The following is a 19273-nucleotide window of genomic DNA, read 5'->3' on the forward strand; positions in this document are numbered from 1 at the left end:
GTTGGTGAAATGCAGGTTTGGTGGTGGTGGGTCGGTGATGTGGTGGGAGGTTGTGTCAGGATCTGTGTGTTTGACGGTGTCTGGGGCTATGGTTGGCGGCATGGCGTCGACACAGGCTCGGATGACTGCGCGTGCTCGGGCGCGGGCGGCGCAGCAGAAAGTGCTCGCGGACCGTCAGCGCCGGGACGCGGCGAACATGGCGTCGTTGACGGCGTTCTTCACCGCCGCCGAGCAGATCGACGCCGCGAAACTCGCGATGGCTCGCGCGCTCGACGACATCCGCACCCGCGAAGGAACACTCGCCGCCGCCGCGACACTCACCCAGATCACGACCGGCGAAGCCCGCAAACTTCTGGCACTGCTCACCGACACCGCCGACACCGGCACCGGCTCGACGCCGGACACCGTCGCGGCACCGGCCGACGACACGAACGGAGAACACAGATGAGCGTCTACACCGGCGAACTGGTGGCGGCATTGACCGACGCGGGCTACCCCGCTCCCCACACACCGGACACGGATCCGAACGTGCTCGCCTGGAGCAGCGACGGCACCGTTCCGCACATCCATGTCGACGACACCGGCCGGGTGCGCGTGCACACCGCGGCACGCCTCGACGCGGAGTTCACCCTCGGCCCGCAGCGTCAGTCCGCCGCCGATTGGGTCGCACTGCTGCACCCGCACCTTGCATCACGTGTCGCCGCCGCGACCGGCATTGCGATCGCCGAACCCGTGTCGGTCGTGCAGCGCCGCGCAGCGCTGGTGTGGCTCGAGCCTGATTTCGACAGTCACGGGACGTACGCGGTCTACACCGACAACGCACGCATCCGCGTGTCGGACAAGATCGGCGTCGAGACCGCAACCGACTTGTTCGGCACCGCCCGCGGACACCAACTCGGCGTCACACCGTCGGTGCTGTCTCTGCTGCAATCGGCACTCCTGGGAACGGTGATGATCAACGCCGACCTCGCCTACGCGTCGGCGGTCCAGGGGTACAGAATGTGGCTGCCCGCGATCTCCTTCCGCGACACCCGAGGGTTCATGGAGCGAGCTAACATCCGATTCGGTGGACGCGAGAAACCCGCGCAACCGTCCGTTCCCGACGCGCGTTTTCGTGACTTCCACGCCCCGACCATCGAACTCGCGGCCGGAGGATCGAAGACGACATCGACCTTTGCCGACGCGTCCTCTGTTGCGTTCGTTGTGCTGCGGAACGCGCGGCGTCGACACGTCGCCGATGGTCACCACCTATCGGGACGCTGACCGTGACCGCGACGATGCAACTGGCACTGTTCGGCGGGGACACCGTCGCCGAACCGGAGATGTCGGTTCGTCGATCGTGGCGTCCGTTGCAGGGACCGTTGACCGCCAAGACCGTGGCACGGTTCTGGACGAAAGTGGTCATCACGCCGACGTGCTGGCTGTGGCGATCGGCCGTCAGTTTCCCAGACGGGTACGGACGCTTCACCTTCACCGACGGCGACACACCACGAACATTGTCTGCGCACCGGTTCGCGCTGTTGCTCGCGCACGGCGACCTCGGTGACGGGATCGTCGGCGAGCACGACTGCGACGAAACCCTGTGTGTGCGAGTCGATGACGGGCACCTCAAGCGCGGCACCCAATCGACGAACCTTGCACACGCTGTTGCAACCGGACGCCACATCGGACCGACCCCGGCAGGCGGCGATCCGCGCGGGCGCTACGGGCGGGCCGTGGCGATCCGCGATGCACTCAAAGACGGCTACGACGCCGACCGACTCCGCGCCGCCCTCGCCGGATACAGCGTCGACGCACAAGCACCACCGACCTTGTTCTGAACCGAACGCCACCGAGACATGTCGGTGGCGTTCGGTAGAGATAGATCCATCAGGCCTGGGCCGCACCGCCGCACCGGTGAGAGCAGTCCTCGACGAAAAGGACGTACGACATGACGCTCTCCTCGCTCTTTACCGACGACGTCGGACCGCTGCCCTTGCTCGCGGTCGCCGGTGCCGGATTCCTGATCTGGTACGTGCGGTACCTCGGCGAGAACGACCCCGGATGGAAGGGTTTCGTGGCGAACATTCTCACCGTCATCGGCGTCGGCGCGTACCTCGTCGTCCTCGCGGTCGTGTTCGGCGCGTTCATCGCAGTGATCGTCGCGTTCATCGCCGTGATGCTGTTCATGCTTCCCCTGTTCGCACTCGGCGGTGCCAGCGGAGTCGCCGACCGCAGACCCCGACGCGGGTACCACCGCGACCCCTACGGCAACGACTACTACTGACCGCCCGGCACGCCTACAACCGGCACTCTGCATACACCGCACTCGCGCGAGGTGACGTCGGTGCAATGGCGACTGTGCACCACCTGCAACAGCACTCGTGCACAGATTGCGTGCGCCGCGCCGGACTGCGGTTGTACGACCGCACCGCGACACCGGTACAGAGTTGTCGACGCCGCTGCGCCGCTCACCCAACTAAGAATTTGCAAGATGCGCTGCGCGGATCTCGTCTGGTAGTTCGAACTATCCGGAGGCCGACATCTGTTTGTGGCAGGATCTGTTTCATGGGGTGGGAGCAGATTTTCGAGTCGTCGATACCGTTGGTCGTCGGGTTGTTCTCCGGCTGGGTTGCATCGCGTGCCGCACGCAAAACACCACACGAGAAGCTGAAGGCTTTGATCGAGATTCAAGCAGCCTTGGGCCCTAGCGCCGACCCCAGCGGGACCATAGAGAAGTCGATCGAGCTCGAGCTGAAGCGGCTCGAACGGTCGACGGTGTCTCTCGACTCGACGTGGCCTCAGATTGTCTGGGCTCGGTTCCTCAACAACCCAGCAGCTGTAATAGTTGGCTGCGGCCTAGTCCTCTACTCCGCGTTGTTCGTCGTGGCACTCAATCGCTTCGGCGGTTCCATGGGTGGCGGCGGTACGACTGATGCGAACGACAGCAGCTATGTCTGGGTCTTCGTTGGACTGGTGGTTGCTGCGATGGCGATAGTTGCGGCGACATACGTGAGCTACAGACGGGATCGTCGCGCCCTGCTGCAGGACTGACATTGCCTACGGTGATGCTCTAGACTCGGCTGCAAGTTCGAGCGTCGATGAGGGTCACGTTCGAGCGCGCCCCACCCGTACCGATTCACCCCGCACTGCGTTCACCGCATTGTGGGTTGTGTTGCTCTGTGAGCGATCGGTGCCTGTCCGGTGGGGGATATCCGCGCACCGAATCTGGAAGGCCCTCACCATGTCTGTCTCTCCCGCTGTCGACAAAGACACCGCTCTGGCGCGCGCCCGCGCCGCGATCGAGAACCGCACCAAATACATCGAGTCCCTCTTCGACGCCGCCCAGGCTTCCGCTGATGCGCGCGAGAAGGTCGCCGAAGCGACCCGCGCGGCCGAACGCGCGAACGCCGAACACGCCGCCGCGTACAAGGAAGCGATCGACGCCGGATGGACGGTCGCCGAACTGACCGGGAGTGGTCTGACCGCTCCGACACCGGTGGGCAAGAAATCATCCAAGACCTCCAAGCGCACGACCGGTCGCGGTACGCCGCGCCGCCGAGTCGGTGCCGAGAACACCGCCGGCCCCGACGGACAACGCGATGACGACGCCTCGTCGCCTGCACCCGCCGTGTCGTCCGAACCGCAGTCCTCGACTGTGTCCGCGCGCTGAACACTGCTGCCCTCGCACCACCCGCGCACCGGCACCGGTCGCGGATCCCCCGTGCGCCCTTCGCACGCTCGACGCATCTTCTCCTCGTGCGGGCGCACCCACATCACCCGAAGGATCATTGACCATGAGCCAGCCCGAATTCAACGTCGAAGTAGCCTCCCTCGACCGCAACGGCGACCCCGGTTTCGTGCACTACCGCGGCGCGTTCTACACCTCCCGCTCCGCCGGACAGTTCGCCCTCACCCAAGCAGCAGCACTGTCGGACACCCGCGAAGTCGACACCGTCTCCGTCGTCATCGACGCAGCCGGAGAGGGAACCTCACGCCGTGATGTCGAGTTCATCGGCACCCCCGGCGAACTCGCCGCCGAACTGACCGCGCTCCCCGCCTACGCCTCCGGCGCGCGGCGCACCGTCATCCCCGCACCCCGCGCAGTGACCGCCGCCGTGGCCGCTGTCGTCGAAACGTCACCCCCGTTACCCGACTCGGCGGTCGAGGGTCCCGACGCCGTCGCAGTTCTCGACGTGGAGGTGTACTCCACCCGCCCGGGCCCGATCCCGAACTCGCGCACCGACGTCGGCGCGTACACCCCCGAAGACGCACACCGCATCGCCGAGCAGCTCGCGGCAGACCTCGGCGGCACCATCGAACCGATGCGCAACGACACCGTGCTGCGCGTGACCCACGCAGCGGACGTCTCCGACACCGACCGCATCGCCGCAGAACGGTCCGTGCAGGTGCGGAACCTGCGCGCGAACCTCTCCGTCCTAGACCCGGTCGCCGACGCCGAACACATCACCGCACTCGCCGCCGACCTCGACGATCTGCGAGCTCGATCGAGGCCGGCCGCACGCCCGGACAACACCGCAGCTGTGTCCGCGTCGGTATCGACGCCGCCGATGGCGCACGCAGCGGACGCCGAACGCTCCTCGACACGTCCGCGCGGGTTGGTCACTCCCCCGACCGGACGCTCCTCCGGAGCTGCACGGGCCACCTCGTCCACGCTGCACACCTCCCCCGCCCCGACACACACAGCTGCGACATCGCGGTCAGCCGACCACGGTCTCGGATGACCACCGACCACCAGTTCCCACCGCAGACCCGGGAAGGGCGGCACCGACTACCTCGGCCCCCGCAGCGATCCGCCGCCACCGAGGGCGACAGCGCCGTCAAGCCTGCGTTCCAGCTCGACGGCGGCGACCTCGGCGCGGTCCTCGAGTTCGAGGCGGTGCTGTGGAACGAACCGATGACCGGAGTCCTCCGCGAAATCCACATCACGCCCGGACGCGTACGCGTGGTCGTTCTTCAGACCGAACAGCAGAAGGGCCTCTACCCGCGATACACATCCAGCGGTGACCCCGATGCGCCGTACCTGGTCGACTACGACATCGACTTCGGCGACGCGGTCCGGATCGTCGATCGCCACTGACACCGCTCGTCCGACTCGGCTCGTCCGTACACGCGAGAAAGGCACCCACACAGCCGGTGTGGGTGCCTTTGTCGTTCGGGCAGGGTTCGGACGGGCGGTCAGTGCTGCGGGTGCGGCGCGGTGCCGGGTGCGCCGAAGATGCCGGCCGCCAGTGCCCACGCGGTCAGGGTGCGGCGTTCGGCGTCGGTCGTCTCGTCGGCGTGGAGGTAGTCCCACTCCTGCAGCGCGTCGAGGTCGTGTGCGTCGGCTCCGACGTGTCCGCACCACCACAGGTACGCCCCGATCGGCGATTCCACCTCGGCGCTGACACCGCCTGCATCGCTCACGCGCATCCGTCTTCGTGGGGCACGAACCGCCGTATCGTCAAGATGTGTTGACGCTACGGCTTCGTCAACACATCTTGACGATTGCGCGGATGCGGGGGCGTGTTCCTGCGTCGTGGACGCGGCGGGAGTGTCGACCATGGGTCACTGCCCTCCCCGAAACGTGTTGAGCCGCTGCCACAGTGCGCGCTGAGCGCGCCCGTACTCCACGAGATGTTCGAACAGGTACTCCTCCGGCAACTCCTCGGCGGCGTGGACGATGGCCGCTGCCACGGTCCGGTAACTGCGCCGGTAGGACTGGGAGAGCACGATGTCGGCGTAGTGGACGGCGGTGAAGCCGTCTGCCCCGGCGGTGATGACTTCGTTCAAGCGGCGACGCAGGGGCGCGTCCTTGGCTCCGCCGGATCCGGATCGCATGAAGGCTGCGGTGACGCTCGCCGGGTCGTAGGGTTCGCCGGCCGCGACGAGACCTGCGATCACGACGAACATTCGCCGGTACGCGACGTCGTCGAAGTCCTCGGCGGTCACGATCGCGGTGATGCGCAGATCCTCGGCGGACACTCCCCCGGTGTGGGCACTCCACATCAGGGCGCACAGCAGCAGCGCCTCGGGGTCGGTGGACGGCTCGTGAGCAGTCTCGTCGTCGACGCCGTGGTCGTCGTCAACAGCGGCGAGGCTGCGAACGACACGCTCGGGCTCATCGGGCGGTGGGACTGCACTCAGTGGCGTCATCGTCGGGCTCGTTCTCGCAGGTGAATCTCGAAAAGGGTCAACGGAGTTGGTCGGTCAGGCGGCGGCGAGCTTGTCGAGGGCGTCGATCCGAAAGCCGGACCAGTGGGTGTTCTCGTCGACGACCACCACGGGCATCTGCCGGTAGCCGAGCCCGTCGGTGACGAACTCGCGCGCCGCTGCATCTTCGGTGACATCGACGGTCGTGTATTCGATCCCATGCTTGTTCAGACGTCGTTTCGTTTGATCGCAGCTGTTGCATTCGGGTTTCGTGTACACGGTGATCGACATAGCTCACTCCTCGAGGGAATCGTTCCGGTGGGTTCAATTCTACGCCAAATCGTTCCTATAAGCCATAGATAAAGCTAGACAATTTGACTCGAATATACTGGCGCGCAATAGATTCCGGACTGCCTAGCAGTTCGCAATTACGTCGGTTGCGTTGTTCCTGATAGTGGCAGCACACGGAGAGAAATACGAAAAAGCGACGGGGAACAGTTCATTCCACATTCGGGTCATGATGCCGTCGCCCGACTACTGCTGCGACGCCGTGATCGAGACATGCGAAAACGCCGCCGGAGCTGTTGCTCTACGGCGGCGTCAGTCGGGGGCTATCAGTATTCGAGTTCGTACTGTCGGGTGCGGTGTGAGACCAGAGACCTGCGGATTCCGAACGGGCCTTTCAAGACCATCTGCCGCCGCAACTGCATCCATTCTTGTACGAGTTCGGGTGTGGTGTTTCGTGCGGCTTCGTTGCGGAGGTGTTGTAGAGCGGCCAACCAATTCTGGATTTGTATTTTTCCTTCGACTACGCGGTGTTGTGCATCGGGCGAGATGGGGAATCTGCTATCGAGACCACGCTCCAGGTGGGTTCCGAGTTTGCGAAGGTCTCCGCTGATGAGGCAGTCCAGTCGGTACCAGTCGATCGCCGTCGATGCAGCTTTGCGGTTCATGCTCGATCACCGCTCGGGGCATGGGCCGGGTTGTCGATGATGTCTGTATCTCGGGGTTCGGCCTCGACCCACCTGACGATGCGGGAGACTACTTCTGCAGCGCTCGCGGCGAGTGCCAATACGGCTGCGGTGATCAGGAGAGTCCAGGTCATGACCAAGGTATTGCCTGGGTCGCTGTGTTGGGTCCAGAACGCGATCGTGGTGATGACGATTCCCGCGATCAGCACCAGCAGGGACCACTGCGCCGGTCGGGTCCGATGTTCGGTCTGCAAGGCGTACAGCGCTATTGCGGCGACTAGGACGACGATCAGTCCCACTGCGTACAGGATCATGATGTTCCCGCCTGGTCAGTCTTCGGCTCGAAGAGAATCATATGTGTCCACGAAGACGTGGGCCGAGACGACGAGCTTGCGGACCATGTGCAGCTGGTGCATATTCCAGGCGGTCGGCGTCATGATCCCGAGCACCCACACCCATATCACGAAGATGCCCGGAAATGACGGGAGGTCGAGAAGGAAGTACAACGCTACGAGAACCACGGCCCCAGCGGTGCAGACCCGGAAATAGAGACTGATCCGGTGGTTGAGAAAGCCCGTGTAGGTGTCCGCTGCGGCTTCGTATCGCGTGAGATGGTCGAGTGTGGGTTCGGACGTCACGAGATCGAGAGCCTTGTCGTGATCGGCCAAGGCAGAGGCGATATCCATGGTGTCCCCATTCATCGTGTCGTCGTCGGGCGGTCAGTGGTTGGACGCGTCGTTGCGGCGTTGGTCGCCGATGGACTTGGCCATGTTCGCGGTGGCGACGATCTCTTTCGTGCCTTTCGAGCCCAGCTCGTTGCCGAGACGGACAAGAGCGAACACCAATGCCACTGCAAGAGCGGGAAATGCGAGTTCGATGATGCTGACAGCGGATCCCCTCGTGACGTTGTATGCGGCTGCGGACACCCCGAGGATGCCTACCAAGACAGCGGCAAATCGGTTGAGGCCGTATCGAAGCCGGTCCACTGCCTCCGCTGACTCGAAGTAGCGTTCGGCGTTTTCTATGCTGTCGTCGAACAGGAATTCGTGGCGGATCTTGGCGTGGTCACGGAAGGTGGTGAATGGGTTCATCGGTTGTTCCTGTCGTCGTCGGCGGTGGTTTGGACGAAGCTGCGCTTCTGGTCGGCCTCGTACTCGTCACGGGTGCTGTTGAACTGCCGTGCGATCAGGTAGCCGAACAGGATGGATCCTGCGATGAAGGCGGCTTTCCATCCCCAGGCGAGGTCTGGGTAGGTGACGGCGAAGACAGTGGCAGCGACTACGGCGAAACCGATGAGGGCGAGTGCGTTGCTGTGCAGTGTCACTCGGGACGGCTTGCGTATGTAGGCGGTGCCGACGGCGTAGGCCCCGGTGACCAGGACGACGAACACGATCAGTGCTGTGCGGTTGACGAGATCCATGGCTTCTTTCGTTCCGATCTGTGGTGTCCAGTCGTGATCGACAGCTGTGTCTGTCGTTGTGTCGTTGGTGGGTCATGTTGCCAGGTGGTGCCGACACACTGCTGGGTGTCGACACCACCGGGGCCGGGTTGGGGTCAGCTGGTGAGCTGTTTGCGTGTGGTGGTCTCTATGGCGATCTTGGCGCTGTCGTAGATGCGGTCGGGGATGGTGACGATGCCGGCCGCGAGCTCCTGAACGGTGCGGAGCGCGGTCTCGCGTTCCTGCCCGGTGGCCGAGTCGTCGAGGGCGATACCGAGGGCGCTGCGGATCCGGCGAACGGTTCGTTGGCCCTCGACGCTGGTCACGCGTAGGCCCATGGTGCGGGCGTAGCCGTCGGCGCTGCGCCAGGCGGTGCGTGCTTTCTGCGCGACGACGGCGAAGGCCTGCACGCGCTCTGCGGTGTCGGGGCACTGTTCGGGCCGAGAATCGTTCATGGCGGCGAAGGCGTCGATGAAGGCTGCGGTGCGGGGCTCGGTGAGGTCGTCGAGCAGGGGCCTGATGAAGATGGAGTACGGGTCGGCCAGGTAGGCGGCGTAGGCGTCCGCGACCTCGCTGTAGACAGCGTGGGCGGCGGCGTAGTCGGCTTCGAGTGCCTTCTTGGCGTTGCGGCGGTCGACGACATGGCTGCGGGTCCGAACGATCAGGTACGCGGCCAATGCGAGGGCGAGCACAACCACGACCATCCAGACCAGCGGAGTCCAGTCCATCGGGGCCTCAGGTGCGACGTCGGACGCTGGTAGCGCCGGGGCATCTGAGACCGGTGCGTCCGGTACCGCTGGTGGATCGGAAAGGCGAACGTCAGACGCCTCCTCTGAAGAGATCTGAGAGAGAAGCACGGTATCGATCAACATGGCGGCGACCGCGATGACGAGCCCTCCCCCGCACATCTGTAGCGCGGTCCTGTCGTCGGCACCGTACATGCGAGACCAGAAGAACTTGGCTCCCCCGCCCATCATGGCAAGGACACCGAGCGCGGTGCTCATCCACATCAGGTAGGACATCAGTTCCAGTACACCGGATGCCATCGGGGGCGCATCGGGTGAGGTGAGTGCTTGGGCGAGTACGAGTGGGGTGTTCATCGACAGTGGCCTTTCCAGCATCGGCAGGAGAATGCAGGGTCAGAGTTGGCGGGCGAGGTGTGCGTTGGCAGAGGCGGCGGCAACGTCGTAGCCACCCCACGGTGAGCGGTTCGGGACCGAGCGCAGGCCGATGGTGTCGCCGCGTCGGGTAATGACGGGCCATCCGGTGGGTCGCTCCCCGATGAGCTCGATGACCTTCGCTGCCCACACCTGGTCCTTCTGCGACGGTCTGCGTTCGGGGATCACGATCGGGAGGTCGTCGAGCCAGCAGGGGTGGGCGTGATCGAGGGCGTCGCTGACTGCTTCGTGTTCGTCGGCGCGGTTCTCGCCTTCCCACGGGCAGCCGGTGCACGCGCCGCGGTAGACGTCGCCGCCGACGCACTCACATGGAGCGTCCCTGCTCGTGTCCGGGCACTGGCAGTCGAGGTCCGCTGCAACGCAGGTGGGTTGGCAGGTGTCGGTGGCTGCGGTGGGGTCGCAGATTCCAGGCCGGAACGCGTGGGAGGCGGCGGTCGAGCCGTGCCGCCCCCAGGTGGTCGCCCAGGTCTCGAAACTCCGCGATGCGAGCTGCGACCCCTCGGGTGGGGCTGGCGAACAAGGTCGGGATGCCATGGCGGTCGATGTGCAGGTTCTGCTCGTCTGCTGCGACGTCGGCCAACACGTCGAAGATGTCGATCTGGCCTGCGGTCTCGGCCATCACCGCACGCCCAGCTCGGGACGGGTGAGGGACTGCAAGGCCAGCGAGAGTCGGACGTCGCTGGCGTCGAGAACGACCGGATGGGTGCGGCTGTACCAGGCACCGGGTGCGTCGAGGAGGGCGGTGACCTCGACGCGGCCTGCGGGCGCGGTGCGGTAGCCGAGAATGTCGACGACCGTTCCGTCGAACTGGGTGTCGAGCGAAATCAGTTTCATTCCAACTCCTGTGAGGCGGCGAGGCGCGGCCGTAGCGGGCGCGAGGGTGGCGGTCATGGGTACTCCCGAGTTCTCGACGAGGAAAAGTGCGTGGGTGTTCAGGACGGCAGGTTCTGGCAGTCGGCGCATTCCCAGCGCCCGCCGGTCGAGGTGCAGGTCCGGCGCTCCTCGCAGAGCCAGCAGATCTGGTTGCGCTTGCGGGGCGAAACCTGCTGCACCGCAGCCACGGTGGCGGCCTGCACCCGGTACTGCTCGCGGGCGCTCGCGTCGCGGGCGGCGAGGTCGGCGCGGACCTGTCCGGGCTCGCGGTCCGGTCCATCGGTGCGCACGTTGAGCATGTCCCCGAAAGCGGTGCGGCAGGACTGGCACACCTCCCCCGGTACGGCGACCGGGAGAGCGCACCCGGGCAACGCGCAGTCATCGAACAGTGTTGACTGCCAGTCACATTGGGTCGATTCGGTGCGCGTCGAGGTCATACCCCAACCCTACAGCGTCACGCTGTAGGGTTGCGAGGGGTACGGCGAAGTATTTACAGCGTGGGGCTGTAAGGTGCGGGTATGTCGACAATCAGGCTCGTGCGGGGATCGGAGGAACCGTGGCCGATGCCGAATTGACACTCTCGGAGGTTCTGGAACTGATCGAGGCCTCGACCGGGAAGGCGATCGCGTCCTCGACGTGGCGGTCGTACGTCGCTCGTGGTCAGGCCCCGAAACCTGCCCGCCACCTCTCGCGCACACCGCTGTATTCGCGGGAGGACATCGAGGCGTGGCTCGCAGGCCGACCCGGCAGTGGTGCACGAACCGACCTGCGCCCACGCTGATCGCCGTTCGGCGTTCCCGGTTCACCACTGAGCGTCAACATATCTTGACGAACCAGGAAGGCCCGGGCCATCGGTGTGATGGTCGGGGCCTTGTTGTCGTGCTGGTTGCGATGCTCCAGCGGATTGTCAGGCGTCGTCGTCGACGGCTGCGTACGCGGCGTCGACGGTGATGTTGCCGATCGCGGCCTGCTCCACCGGGGTCAGGGTGTGCCCGCTGTCGGCGAGGAAGGTCAGGTAGCTGTCGATGCCGACCATGCCCCGGTAGTGCTTGGAGGAGAACCGCCAGTAATCCTTGGCATCCTGCGGCCCCGTGAGGCGGGCCTCGAACGCAGTAAGCACTCGGGCGAGCAGCAACACCTCGGCGCGAGCGGGCGTGGCAGCGGTGGCCTTACGGTCCACCTCGTGCAGCGGCGAGCCCATGATCTCGCCGTACCGCTCCGAGCACTTGGATTCGGTGAACACATCACCATGGGTCGCCAGGGTGGTCACCATCCACTTGGTGGCGTTCTTCGGGGCGCTCTTGCCCGCGAGTAGACCGGCAAGGAACGTGCGCCTGGCTTCGGTGGCGGTGGCTCCGGCACGGTTGAGGGCCTTCGCTTTTCGGCGCTCTGCGCGTTCTTTCTCGATGCGTTCGGCTTCGGCGCGCGCGGCTTTACGCTGCGCCGGGGTCAATCCGTCCTCGGTGTCGCCGCCCTCTGCATCGGCGGCGGCGATCTTCTCGGGGGCGAGTTCGAGGCCGGCCGCAGCCCGGTTGTCGTGGCGCAGGAAGAACTCGTACCCCCAGGCGGTCACTTTCTCGACCGTGTTGGCGTGCCGCAGCTGCTCGTACGCTTCGGCTTCGTCGTCGCCCTCGGTGTCGAAGTCGACTTCGTCCTCGGCGACCTCCTCACGGGTGGTCTTGTCGACCCAGACGGTGCCGGTCTCGTGGACGTGGACGTGCCACAGGTGCGGCGCCTGCTCCGGGACGTCGGCCGGGACTGCACTGCCGTCGGAAGTGCGCAGGTCCGCGAGGGAGTACCACTGCCCGTCGGTGGTGGACGGTTCGTCGTGGAGCAGGATGAAGCCGCGTGCGATGTAGTCGGCTGCGGCGGCAGTGGTCTCGGCGCGTTCGTCGATGCGGCGCGCGAGGGTGGCAAGGCGGTACTCGAAGCCGAATCTGTTGTCGAAGATCTGCTCGATCGCTTCGGTGATCCACGGCTCCGTCTCGGCGGCGGTTTCGAGATCAGCAAGCAACGCAGCCCCTTCGAGGGTGAGCTGGCGGTCGTCGAGCTGCTGGCGGGCGCGCTCGGATCGTCCTGCGCGACCGGCCTTTTCGACGTACGCCTTCGGGACGTGCAGTTGCGCGCTGACCTTGTGGACGCTCAGGCCCAGCTCGAGCAGGCCCGTGACGGCGGCGGCGCGTTGGCCGGTGGTGAGGTCTTCGCGCTGATCGTTGGACACGACCTGCTCGGTGATGCGTTCGATGCCTGCGGCCTTCTCGTCGTCGGACTGCTCACGCACCAGTACCGGGATCGAGGTGAGACCGGCTTCGCGGGCCCCGAGAGTTCTGCGCTGTCCGTCGTGGACGACCAGGGTTCCGTCGGCGCGGCGGACCGCCGAGACCGCCTGGAGGACACCGTGGGCGGCGATGGAGGCGACGAACTCAGGGTCGGCGGTGATGTCGACTCCGTCGCGGACGTTGTCGGTGATGTCGAGTTCGTGGGGGTCGACGTGGACGAGGGTGTAGCCGGTCGAGGTCGGTGCCGATTGTGCAGACATGGTGGTGGTCATGATGGCGGTCTCCCTGATTAGAGTGCGGCGGTGAGGCACCGGGCAGATTCCAGCTGCCCGGTGCCCGTTCGCAGGTGGGCGTAAGGCGAGGGTCAGCGGTCGGCGGTCTTCGCGACGGGTAGTTCCCAGATCGGATCTTCTGCACAGGGGTCGCTGATGTCGACCCAGCGCCCGGTGACCGCGTATCCGCTACGGCCGAGCAGCACCTCCGCCATGTCCGGGGTCCAGTCCATCGGCGCGTGCTCCTCGATGCCGGTCGCGTCCAGGTACTCGACCTCGATGCCGCCCCGTCGGATGGACACTCCCACTCCGCGTTCGGGGCGTTCGTCGCCGTATTCGGAGGTGACTGCCGTGAGGTTCCGCTTTGCTTCTCCCATGCCCCTAACCTTACAGCGTCACGCTGTATTGTCAAGTCCTGCAACGGTTTTCGGTTCCATGCAAATCCGAGCCGCCACGTTGCGGGCATCGAACGGCGGCACCACCCCGCTCACTCGAATCACCTACAGCGCAGGATGATCGAGCCTGCGACTCACGCCGGATCGGTGCGACGGGTGGGGTTCTGCACCGGGGGCCGGAGGTTGTAGGTGTCGTACCACTGCTGGGCGGCTTGCTTGCTCATGCCGAGGATCTCGCCGATCTTCGACCACGGAACAGGGCGCTCCTGACTGCGGAGGCGTCCGATGATGGCGTAGCGGTCGGCGATCATCGTCGAGGCCAGGAAGGCGTTGATCTCGAGCGCGTCGACGTCGGAGACCGCGCCGGCCATGCGTCGCTCGGAGTTCGCCTCCCAGGTCGCAGCGTCCTTACTTCCCTGCTCGCGCACCATCTCCGCGAGTTCGACATCGAGCAGTGCCGCCTTGTATTCGACGTATAGTTCGGTCAACTCGGTCGGGGTGAGGACGTTCTCCGATTCCATATCGTCAACATATCTTGACGTTCTCTATTCGTCAACACATCTTGACGATTGAGCGTGTTTCAGTCGACGGGAGTAGCGGCCTCGGCGGGGCACCACTGCTGATGGAGGCGAAGGAAACCCTTGCCGTTTCCGATCGGTATGTCGAAGCTCAGACAGCAAATCCACTGTCCGCGAGTTTTCGCCCACGCATGGAGCAGTCCGGGCGACTTTGTGTCCATCGCGAGACCCTCTGATCTCTCGCCTGTCCGTCACTGTTGCTGGAGCGTGTCCGTTCAGGAATGAAATCGCCGTCTCGTGGATCTACGCATTCGCTGCGCTGGCCGGGGAGGTTGTCAGACAGTTGGCTCCGAACAGGGCTTTGAGATCGCCGTATAGGGCTGGTGTCTTGTGTACTCGAAACTTCGGATCGGTTGCCCACCGTGTCGTCGTAGTGCCGGTCAGGGCGATGTGGACGTCGGTGTTCCCGGGATGGCGTTGCAGAGTTTCACGGAGGGCTTCGATGTTCGGTCGTGTACAGGAGTGCACCGCGAGGGTGAGGGTCATCGGGGAGAGTGATGGGTCGGCATTCCCCAGCTCAGGTACGCAGATGTCGACTGCAACGACTGACGTTCTACCTTCGCGAATACTGACGTTTGCGGTAACAAGTAAGACGGAATCCTCGGTGAGCGCATGCTGGAAGCCGGCGTAGGTCGTCGAGAACACCAGTATCTCGGTGGCAGCGTCGAGATCAGCGATCTCGACGATGGCCCACGACTCACCTTTCTTGTTCACGCGACGGTCGACAGCGGCAATGATGCCACCGATCTTGATCTTCTGGCCGTGACGAACCTTTCCGGCATGCACAGCCGCGATGGAGGTGTCCGTCATCGATCTGAGCGAAGTGGCGATGCCGTCGAGCGGGTGGCCGGACACGTAGAGTCCCAACATCTCTCGTTCGAGTGCGAGCTTGTGCTTGGTGTCCCACTCCTCGTCCGGCACCCGCACGTTGAACACCGCGGAGATGGACTCATCGGCGTCCTCGCCGCCGAACAGATCGAATTGACCGATCGCCTCGGCCTTCTTGGTGCCCATCACCGCGTCGATTGCGTCGGCGTGAATGAGCATCAGCCCCTTGCGTGGATGGTCGAGTGAGTCGAACGCGCCGGCTTTGATGAGGGATTCGGTGACCTTCTTACTGCAGGCAGTGGCGTCGATCTTGCCGAGGTAGTCCGAGAAGTCGGCATACTTGCTCTTCTGCTCGCGTGCCCTGATGATCGACGCCACCACGTTGGTTCCTACGTTGCGGACCGCACCGAGGCCGAAACGGATGTCTTTGCCCACCGAGGCGAAGTCGACGCGAGAGGCGTTGACGTCGGGAGGCAGCACGACGATGCCTCTGGTGCGGCAGTCCGCTAGGTAGACGGCGATTTTGTCCTTGTCATCGCCGACCGAGGTGAGTAGGCCCGCCATGTACTCGGCCGGGTAGTTGGCTTTGAGGTAGGCGGTCCAGTACATGACCAGGCTGTATCCGGCGGCATGTGATTTGTTGTAAGCGTAGCCTGCGAACGGCAGGACGGCCTCCCACAGTGCGGTGACAGCATCGTCGCTATATCTGTTGCTGCGCATGCCGTTTCGGAAGTTCTCGAACTCGGCGGCGAGCACTTCGGGCTTTTTCTTACCCATCGCTCGCCGGAGAAGGTCGGCCTGTCCGAGGGTGTAGCCGGCCACCTTCTGCGCGAGCTGCATGATCTGCTCCTGATAGACGATCAGGGCATATGTTTCTCCCAATATTTTGCGGAGTGGTTCCTCGAGCTCCGGATGGATAGGTGTTACTGCCTCGCGACCGTTCTTGCGGTCCGCGTACGCCCAGTGCGCTCCGACCCCCATCGGACCTGGTCGATACAGTGCGTTCGATGCAATGAGGTCGTTGAACTCGGTCGGTGCCATGCGAAGTAGAAGCTCTCGCATACCAGCCGAATCCATCTGGAAGACACCGAGGTTGTCTCCTCTGGCGAGCATCTCGTAGGTAGCCGCGTCGTCCAGTGCAAGGGTGTCGAGGTCGAGGTCGATTCCGCGGTTGGCCTTGATGTTGTCGATGGCGTCACCGATGACCGTGAGGTTTCGCAGACCGAGGAAGTCCATCTTGAGCAGACCGATGGCCTCGCACGACGGGTAATCCCAGCCGGTGATGATCGCGCCGTCCTGCGCGCGCTTCCACACCGGAATGGCGTCGGTGAGCGGCTCCGAGGACATGATGACCGCACAGGCGTGCACGCCTGCGTTACGGATCAGGCCTTCGAGGCCCTTGGCCGTCTTGTAGATCGTGGCCACGTCGGGGTTGGAGTCGATGAGCGCTCGAACCTCGGTGGCCTCCTTGTACCGCTCGTGCGACGGATCGGTGATACCTGCCACCGAGATGTCCTTGGCCATGATGGGGGGCGGCAGCGCCTTGGTGATCTGATCGGCGATACCGAAGCCGGGCTGGCCGAACTGCACACGGGCGGAGTCCTTGATGGCCGCCTTGGTCTTGATGGTGCCGAACGTGATCACCTGGGCGACGCGGTCGCTGCCCCACTTCTCGGTGGCGTAGCGCACCATCTCACCGCGGCGACGATCGTCGAAGTCGATATCGATATCGGGCATCGACACGCGCTCGGGGTTGAGGAATCGCTCGAACAGCAGTCCGTGCGGCAGCGGGTCGATGTTCGTGATGCCCATGGCGTAGGCAACCAACGATCCGGCCGCGGAGCCTCGGCCCGGGCCGACCCGGATACCGACGGAACGGGCGTAGTTGATGAGGTCGCCGACGACGAGGAAGTACGCCGGGAACCCCATTTCGAGGATGACGCTGATCTCGTACTTAGCGCGGTCGCGGTACTCCTGCGGCACACCGCTGGGGAAACGCCATTCGAGGCCTCTGTCGACCTCTTTCGTCAGCCAGCTGCCTTGGGTGTCGCCCTCGGGAACCGGGAAGATCGGCATCCGGTCGCGGGGTGCCCACACCTCGTCGTACGGCTGCACTCGCTCGGCGATGAGCAGCGTGCTGTCGCAGGCACCGGGCACCTGATCGTCCCAAAGCTCGCGCATCTCGGCAGCGGACTTGAGGTAGTAGCCGTCCCCGTCGAACTTGAAGCGCGTGGGATCGCTGAGCGTCTTACCGGTCTGAATGCACAGCAGCGCCTCGTGGTTCTCGGCAGCGTCCTTGGTGACGTAGTGGCAGTCGTTGGTAGCGAGCGGCGGGATGGAGAGCTTCTTGCCGATGTCGAGCAGGCCCTCGCGGACGCGTCGCTCGATGGACAGACCGTGGTCCATCAGTTCGAGGAAGAAGTTGTCCGGTCCCCAGATCTCCTGCCACTTGGCCGCGGCCTCGAGGGCTTCACGGTCCTGACCGAGACGTAGGCGCGTCTGAACCTCACCGGACGGGCATCCGGTGGTGGCGATGATGCCCTCGGCGTGCTGAGCGATGATCTCCTCGTCCATGCGGGCCCACTTGCCCAGCTGACCCTCGATGGACGCGAGCGAGGACAGCTTGAACAGATTGCGAACGCCGGTCGCGTTCTCCGCCACCATCGTCATGTGCGTGTACGCACCGCTACCGGAGACGTCGTCGGACTTCTGGCTTCGATCGCCCCACAGCACGCGCTTCTTGTTGAACCGGGACTCGGGGGCGATGTAGGCCTCGATGCCGATGATCGGTTTGATACCGGCCTTCTTGGCCTCGTTGTAGAACTCGCTGGCTCCGTACATGTTGCCGTGGTCGGTCATCCCGACCGCCGTCATCTCCAACCGCGCCGCCTCGGCGAACATCGCCCCGATCTTGGCGGCACCGTCGAGCATCGAATATTCGGTGTGGTTGTGCAAATGCACGAACGACGTTCGACTCATGGTCACCCCGATCAGCTAAGAACGCCTACTGGTTGTCGGGATCACCTCGTCCCTAGCAGCCATATGACCAGCTAGGGTCACACTGAGTCGAACAATCGACACGCGTAGTCGAACAACTGTTAGATGTAGAGCAGGTGGCGAAGTTGGATCTGGATCTGTCCGCGCTACGCGCGATGGTCGCTATTGCCGATGAGGGTCAGTTCAGTCTGGCTGCGTCTCTGTTGGGTGTAAGTCAGCAGGCGGTGTCCAAGCGAATCGCCAAGCTTGAGGGCCAACTCGGCACTCGTTTGTTCGAGCGGCAGACCGGCAACGTCGCGCTGACCGTTCACGGTGCTCGCTTTCTGCCGCACGCGCGCACAGTCCTCACATCGGCCGACACAGCAATCGCAGCGGTGCGAGAACTGCAGGTACTCCGTGTGGCGGTGCATGGTGCCCAGATCGTCGACGGAAACCTGATGAGGTTTTACTTGGAGAGGCACCCGGACGCCCAGATCGAGCTCATCATGATGGGACCGTTGAAGACATCGCGAGACGCGGTGGTCGCCGGCCGAGTGGATGTTGCATTCGCCCGCCATAATTGGAGTGCTCATCGTTTGCCGACCTATGTCAATGCTGCGCCGGCCTACCTCGACGCTCTGCATCTGTTGGTCGGTAGCGGCCATCCGCTCGCGCAACGCGACCACATCGAGTTCGACGACCTCGCAGACCTCACCGCATGGGTGCCCGGAGCTGGATTCGACTCCGAAGTGGGCGACTTCTACCGCCAGCTGAGCGACAGTTGCGGCGTCACAATCAACTCCGAGCGGCACCCCGGCGGGATAGGTTTCACCAACATTCTCGACCGCATCGCGGACTCGCAGGCGTTGGTCACTTTCGGCGGCGAAGGAACCACAACGCCGTGGCATCCCAATATTCGTCGTGTACCCATAGTGAACCCCACGCCCGCCTACCCCATGGCACTGCTGTGGCGAGAGACAGCAAGCTCGCATCCTGCGCTCAACTCGTTGATCGACTTCGTCGCCGGCAGCTACCGCAGCAACGAAACGAGTTCCCTATGGCTGCCAGAACCAGATCGCGCATTGTTCCGAAAATGACCGCCGCACCACGCAGGTGCGCACTCCACTCAAGAGGGCTCGCCGAAAGCCGTTGCATTACAACGCAATATGAGAAGAACAAGCCTTTGGCAAGCACCACGCCCGCAGCCCAGAATCAGTCAAATCGATTGCAACAACAACAGTTCACTGGCTAGAGACCTTCGGAGCGGACTTTGAGAGGTGTCCCGTCGCGGAAGGAGCCTCCGGACGAGCCTGCCACGGTGAGCGCCACGTTTTGTGCACGGATGGACAGATG

At 64.3% G+C, this 19273-nt stretch carries 26 protein-coding genes; 10 read left to right on the top strand and 16 right to left on the bottom strand.

Translation table 11 applies throughout. The features are described 5' to 3' along the window. Window positions 1–100: 100 nt before the first annotated feature. The 8 genes from CH302_RS28385 to CH302_RS28420 all read left to right on the top strand — a co-directional run bounded on the left by CH302_RS28385 (window position 101) and on the right by CH302_RS28420 (window position 5080). Complete coding sequence (locus tag CH302_RS28385; protein ID WP_141215890.1) at window positions 101–448, top strand: hypothetical protein; 348 nt, start codon at window positions 101–103, stop codon at window positions 446–448. Beyond that, the gene (locus CH302_RS28390; RefSeq protein WP_094610698.1) at window positions 445–1263 is read left to right on the top strand and encodes a hypothetical protein; all 819 of its coding nucleotides are present in this window, start codon (window positions 445–447) and stop codon (window positions 1261–1263) included. The genes CH302_RS28385 and CH302_RS28390 overlap by 4 nt, the downstream gene beginning before the upstream one ends. 2 nt (window positions 1264–1265) lie before the next feature. Continuing rightward, window positions 1266–1820 (top strand): hypothetical protein, encoded by a 555-nt coding sequence (locus CH302_RS30385; protein ID WP_176458342.1) that lies wholly within the window; start codon window positions 1266–1268, stop codon window positions 1818–1820. Window positions 1821–1930: 110 nt separating this feature from the next. Beyond that, window positions 1931–2266, top strand: coding sequence for a hypothetical protein (locus CH302_RS28400; RefSeq protein ID WP_094610697.1), 336 nt, complete (start codon window positions 1931–1933; stop codon window positions 2264–2266). A 281-nt stretch (window positions 2267–2547) separates the two neighbouring features. Continuing rightward, window positions 2548–3033, top strand: coding sequence for a hypothetical protein (locus CH302_RS28405; protein WP_094610696.1), 486 nt, complete (start codon window positions 2548–2550; stop codon window positions 3031–3033). 190 nt (window positions 3034–3223) lie between these two features. Beyond that, window positions 3224–3652, top strand: coding sequence for a hypothetical protein (locus CH302_RS28410; protein ID WP_094610695.1), 429 nt, complete (start codon window positions 3224–3226; stop codon window positions 3650–3652). A 124-nt stretch (window positions 3653–3776) separates the two neighbouring features. Continuing rightward, entirely contained in the window at window positions 3777–4724 is a 948-nt protein-coding gene (locus CH302_RS28415) for a hypothetical protein (protein WP_094610694.1), read from the top strand. Beyond that, window positions 4721–5080 (top strand): hypothetical protein, encoded by a 360-nt coding sequence (locus CH302_RS28420; protein ID WP_094610693.1) that lies wholly within the window; start codon window positions 4721–4723, stop codon window positions 5078–5080. Before CH302_RS28415 ends, CH302_RS28420 begins: the two co-directional genes overlap by 4 nt. Window positions 5081–5178: 98 nt before the next feature. Here CH302_RS28420 and CH302_RS28425 read toward each other — a convergent pair whose 3' ends face one another. The 12 genes from CH302_RS28425 to CH302_RS28485 all read right to left on the bottom strand — a co-directional run bounded on the left by CH302_RS28425 (window position 5179) and on the right by CH302_RS28485 (window position 11029). Continuing rightward, the gene (locus tag CH302_RS28425) at window positions 5179–5406 is read right to left on the bottom strand and encodes a hypothetical protein (RefSeq protein ID WP_141215889.1); all 228 of its coding nucleotides are present in this window, start codon (window positions 5404–5406) and stop codon (window positions 5179–5181) included. Window positions 5407–5547: 141 nt separating this feature from the next. After that, on the bottom strand, window positions 5548–6135 hold the full coding sequence (locus CH302_RS28430) for a DnaB-like helicase N-terminal domain-containing protein (protein ID WP_094610691.1): 588 nt from the start codon (window positions 6133–6135) through the stop codon (window positions 5548–5550). A gap of 54 nt (window positions 6136–6189) precedes the next feature. Continuing rightward, window positions 6190–6423, bottom strand: coding sequence for a glutaredoxin family protein (locus CH302_RS28435; protein WP_094610690.1), 234 nt, complete (start codon window positions 6421–6423; stop codon window positions 6190–6192). 323 nt (window positions 6424–6746) lie between these two features. After that, window positions 6747–7085, bottom strand: a complete 339-nt coding sequence (locus tag CH302_RS30390) for a hypothetical protein (protein ID WP_094610689.1) — start codon at window positions 7083–7085, stop codon at window positions 6747–6749. Beyond that, the gene (locus CH302_RS28445; RefSeq protein ID WP_094610688.1) at window positions 7082–7417 is read right to left on the bottom strand and encodes a hypothetical protein; all 336 of its coding nucleotides are present in this window, start codon (window positions 7415–7417) and stop codon (window positions 7082–7084) included. Before CH302_RS28445 ends, CH302_RS30390 begins: the two co-directional genes overlap by 4 nt. A gap of 15 nt (window positions 7418–7432) precedes the next feature. Further along, the gene (locus tag CH302_RS28450; RefSeq protein WP_094610687.1) at window positions 7433–7789 is read right to left on the bottom strand and encodes a hypothetical protein; all 357 of its coding nucleotides are present in this window, start codon (window positions 7787–7789) and stop codon (window positions 7433–7435) included. A gap of 33 nt (window positions 7790–7822) precedes the next feature. Further along, window positions 7823–8194: a hypothetical protein gene (locus tag CH302_RS28455; RefSeq protein ID WP_094610686.1), complete on the bottom strand. Its 372-nt coding sequence runs from the start codon at window positions 8192–8194 to the stop codon at window positions 7823–7825. Continuing rightward, entirely contained in the window at window positions 8191–8523 is a 333-nt protein-coding gene (locus CH302_RS28460) for a hypothetical protein (protein ID WP_094610685.1), read from the bottom strand. Before CH302_RS28460 ends, CH302_RS28455 begins: the two co-directional genes overlap by 4 nt. Window positions 8524–8657: 134 nt before the next feature. Further along, window positions 8658–9641 (bottom strand): hypothetical protein, encoded by a 984-nt coding sequence (locus tag CH302_RS28465; protein WP_094610684.1) that lies wholly within the window; start codon window positions 9639–9641, stop codon window positions 8658–8660. Window positions 9642–9680: 39 nt separating this feature from the next. Continuing rightward, complete coding sequence (locus tag CH302_RS30790; protein WP_255139189.1) at window positions 9681–10253, bottom strand: DUF6349 family protein; 573 nt, start codon at window positions 10251–10253, stop codon at window positions 9681–9683. 84 nt (window positions 10254–10337) lie between these two features. Continuing rightward, the gene (locus tag CH302_RS29720) at window positions 10338–10553 is read right to left on the bottom strand and encodes a hypothetical protein (RefSeq protein WP_141215888.1); all 216 of its coding nucleotides are present in this window, start codon (window positions 10551–10553) and stop codon (window positions 10338–10340) included. A gap of 98 nt (window positions 10554–10651) precedes the next feature. Beyond that, on the bottom strand, window positions 10652–11029 hold the full coding sequence (locus tag CH302_RS28485; protein ID WP_094610680.1) for a hypothetical protein: 378 nt from the start codon (window positions 11027–11029) through the stop codon (window positions 10652–10654). Window positions 11030–11148: 119 nt separating this feature from the next. Between CH302_RS28485 and CH302_RS28490 the strand changes: the two genes are divergently transcribed. After that, window positions 11149–11373 (top strand): helix-turn-helix transcriptional regulator, encoded by a 225-nt coding sequence (locus CH302_RS28490; protein ID WP_094610679.1) that lies wholly within the window; start codon window positions 11149–11151, stop codon window positions 11371–11373. Between the two features lie 126 nt (window positions 11374–11499). Here the strand turns inward: CH302_RS28490 and CH302_RS28495 are convergent, their stop codons facing one another. The 4 genes from CH302_RS28495 to dnaE all read right to left on the bottom strand — a co-directional run bounded on the left by CH302_RS28495 (window position 11500) and on the right by dnaE (window position 17923). Beyond that, entirely contained in the window at window positions 11500–13143 is a 1644-nt protein-coding gene (locus CH302_RS28495; protein ID WP_094610678.1) for a ParB/RepB/Spo0J family partition protein, read from the bottom strand. A 92-nt stretch (window positions 13144–13235) separates the two neighbouring features. Further along, complete coding sequence (locus CH302_RS28500) at window positions 13236–13520, bottom strand: hypothetical protein (protein WP_094610677.1); 285 nt, start codon at window positions 13518–13520, stop codon at window positions 13236–13238. 152 nt (window positions 13521–13672) lie between these two features. Then, the gene (locus CH302_RS28505) at window positions 13673–14059 is read right to left on the bottom strand and encodes a hypothetical protein (protein WP_094650301.1); all 387 of its coding nucleotides are present in this window, start codon (window positions 14057–14059) and stop codon (window positions 13673–13675) included. A gap of 300 nt (window positions 14060–14359) precedes the next feature. Next, on the bottom strand, window positions 14360–17923 hold the full coding sequence (gene dnaE, locus CH302_RS28510; protein ID WP_094650303.1) for a DNA polymerase III subunit alpha: 3564 nt from the start codon (window positions 17921–17923) through the stop codon (window positions 14360–14362). 134 nt (window positions 17924–18057) lie between these two features. Between dnaE and CH302_RS28515 the strand changes: the two genes are divergently transcribed. Beyond that, window positions 18058–19017: a LysR family transcriptional regulator gene (locus CH302_RS28515; RefSeq protein WP_094610798.1), complete on the top strand. Its 960-nt coding sequence runs from the start codon at window positions 18058–18060 to the stop codon at window positions 19015–19017. The last annotated feature ends 256 nt before the right edge of the window (window positions 19018–19273 follow it).

It is taken from the genome of Rhodococcus sp. 15-2388-1-1a (genome assembly GCF_002259145.1).
Taxonomy (GTDB): Bacteria; Actinomycetota; Actinomycetes; order Mycobacteriales; family Mycobacteriaceae; genus Rhodococcoides.